Annotated in this window: 4 protein-coding genes; 3 read left to right on the top strand and 1 reads right to left on the bottom strand. The window is 46.4% G+C overall.

Going from position 1 to position 2,347, the window contains the following annotated elements:
• Nucleotides 1-3: 3 nt before the first annotated feature.
• From ACY69O_RS04990 to ACY69O_RS04980, 3 genes are all read left to right on the top strand, one after another.
• The gene (locus tag ACY69O_RS04990) at nucleotides 4-108 is read left to right on the top strand and encodes an ACT domain-containing protein (RefSeq protein WP_462332364.1); all 105 of its coding nucleotides are present in this window, start codon (nucleotides 4-6) and stop codon (nucleotides 106-108) included.
• A gap of 38 nt (nucleotides 109-146) precedes the next feature.
• Nucleotides 147-620 carry a low molecular weight protein-tyrosine-phosphatase gene (locus ACY69O_RS04985; RefSeq protein ID WP_462332363.1) on the top strand — a complete coding sequence of 158 codons (474 nt, stop codon included), beginning with the start codon at nucleotides 147-149 and terminating at the stop codon, nucleotides 618-620.
• Nucleotides 621-697: 77 nt separating this feature from the next.
• Nucleotides 698-1,666 (top strand): metallophosphoesterase family protein, encoded by a 969-nt coding sequence (locus ACY69O_RS04980; protein WP_462332362.1) that lies wholly within the window; start codon nucleotides 698-700, stop codon nucleotides 1,664-1,666.
• Between the two features lie 468 nt (nucleotides 1,667-2,134).
• Here ACY69O_RS04980 and ACY69O_RS04975 read toward each other — a convergent pair.
• On the bottom strand, nucleotides 2,135-2,347 hold a 213-nt coding region (locus tag ACY69O_RS04975), incomplete at its 5' end, for a hypothetical protein (RefSeq protein ID WP_462332361.1).

The raw sequence follows: 2,347 nt of genomic DNA, 5'->3' as shown, positions 1-2,347 counted from the left end.
GGCATTTTTGCGGTATCCACATATAACACAGACTATATTCTTGTGAAAAAGGAGAATTTTGACAGAGCGCTTAATGTTTTGTCAAATGCGGGATATACTGTTTTGTGAGGGATAATAAGGAGATTCGGGATATAGGGAGGTAAATTATGTCACCCATAAAAATACTATTCGTTTGTCACGGCAATATTTGCCGTTCGCCAATGTGCGAGTTTGTTATGAAGGATCTTGTGCGCCGGGAGGGGCTGGAGGATGAGTTTGTTATTGCTTCGGCTGCCACTACGACCGAGGAAATCGGGCATGATGTGCACCGTGGTACCCGGGAGGTGCTGACTAAACACGGTATTCCCTTTGAGCACCGTCGTGCGCGTCAGCTCACCCGCGAGGAGTATGCGGACTGGGATTATATTGTCGGTATGGACACGGAAAATATGGAGGATATTTCGTATATTGTCGGTGCAGATACCGAGCATAAGGTATTCCGGCTTATGGAGCTTTGCGGAGAGCGGCGTGATGTAGCTGACCCGTGGTATACAGGCGACTTCGACAAAACGTATTCTGATGTGGTGTGGGGCTGCAGGGCACTCTTGGATAAAGTTAAATCAGAGGGCATGATTGAGTGACTCTGTGGACATGAAATGTGTGATACACTAAAATTGTTTACACCGGAGGTTTTTCTGTAGTACTGCAGGAGGTTTTTATGAACAGACGTGAATTTTTGCGGTTGATGGCTATGGGAGCAGGCTGGCTGTTTGGCGGCTGGTACAGATGGCCGGGGACTGCGGTCTCTGCTCCGAAGCGGGACTACTACCACATTGTACTTTTGAGCGATTTGCATCTGCCGTGGCGCAGGAAAAGCTTCCCTGAGATAAAGCAGCAGACTTATATTTGGGAACAAAAGCAAAAGCTGATTGCCAACATAAACAGCTGGGAAGATGTGGACGAGGTTGCCCTTCTCGGAGATTTGGCGGCCCGTTATGGGAAGGAATATGAGTTTGCCTGCGTTGATGAATTCCTATCTGAGATTAAGGCTCCATGGTATGCCGTTGCAGGAAATCATGACTACGCATACAGGGACGATCCGGGCCCGGACGGGAGTCTGCAGCGGGGAACGTATGAGGAGCGGTGCAGGAAGCTGGCGGCTTTTACACGGAGATATAATCTGCCTGATGTATATTATGCCCGTACGGTTGGAAGATATCGTCTTTTGTATCTTGCTCCCGATGCATGTACAAGCAAAAATATTGAGCTTTCTGATGCACAGCTTTCGTGGATGGAAAAAGAGATTTCCGCCAATCAGGACAAGACAATGCTGTTCTTCTGTCATGCTCCGCTGATGGGAACGCTTAGAAACTACTGGAAGAAAATAAATACTCCGTCTATGACGGCGCAGCCTGAGGGTAAGCTGAAGGCTGTCCTTGCCAGCTGTCCTAAAGGAAGTCTGTGGCTTTCGGGGCATACTCACACGCCGCCGACAAACGACAGCTATGCCGATGACAGCGTGAACAGGTTTAATGATAATCTGGTCGACATTCATAATCCAACCATGGATGCAAAAACTTTGTATTCCAATTCGCTTTATTTGTACGAAGATCATACTGTTATTCGTACATACGACCATACAAACGGCGTATGGCTTGTTAAGCTTGAGCGTTCGTATGATGTTTGATTTTCACAGGGCAGACATTAGACTGCGAAAATTAATCGCAAAAAATCATCTTTGACAAATATTCTGTCTTTTTTCTGCTTAAAATGCTACAATCTAATATATAGTATTTTAATTGCAGCGTTTTTATCCGGGGATACGGCAGGGAGGTGAATACGAATCGTATCGTATGCCGGATTAGAAGAGGAGCTGTTCTTACTGCCGTACGAAATTATAGCTTTCTTACAGGTGCCGGCACGGAGGTCGGCGTCCTGATATGACAGATGCCGGATAAGCAGCCGGACATATGGCGGTTCGGTTATTGCAAGATGCAGTGCGTTGCCGGTGTGGCGTGAATCATACCTATATCGGCAAAAATGGGATAGAGGCCTGAAGACAATACAACAATTCGGCAAAAAGTCATTATCATTAGAAAGAAGCAGCTCTTAGATTAAACATTGCGAATGAGTGGGGTCTCGGACGCAGGCAGCATTAAACAGAATATAAAATGAACGCCCCTGCCCTTGATTGGGCAGGGGCGTTTGTTTTATTCCGCGGAGTACACTCAGCAGCGGAAAAAATGGTTTTTTGCTCCCGCGGTTCAGAAGAAAGAATCGCTATTGACCATTTGACTTTTTCAAAAACTGTAATATAATAGAAGCATGCAAAAAGAGATGAGGCGCCGATGGTGCCTCTTTCTTTGTG

The organism is Schwartzia sp. (in: firmicutes) (assembly GCF_978017985.1).
The sequence above is the reverse complement of the archived record's forward strand: the minus strand, read 5'-3'. Positions and strand labels throughout refer to the sequence as shown.

Excerpts from the sequence above, each read along its gene's own strand:
- ACY69O_RS04985 (WP_462332363.1), top strand. The coding sequence starts at position 147 with ATGTCACCCATAAAAATACTATTCGTTTGTCACGGCAATATTTGCCGT.
- ACY69O_RS04980 (WP_462332362.1), top strand. The coding sequence starts at position 698 with ATGAACAGACGTGAATTTTTGCGGTTGATGGCTATGGGAGCAGGCTGG.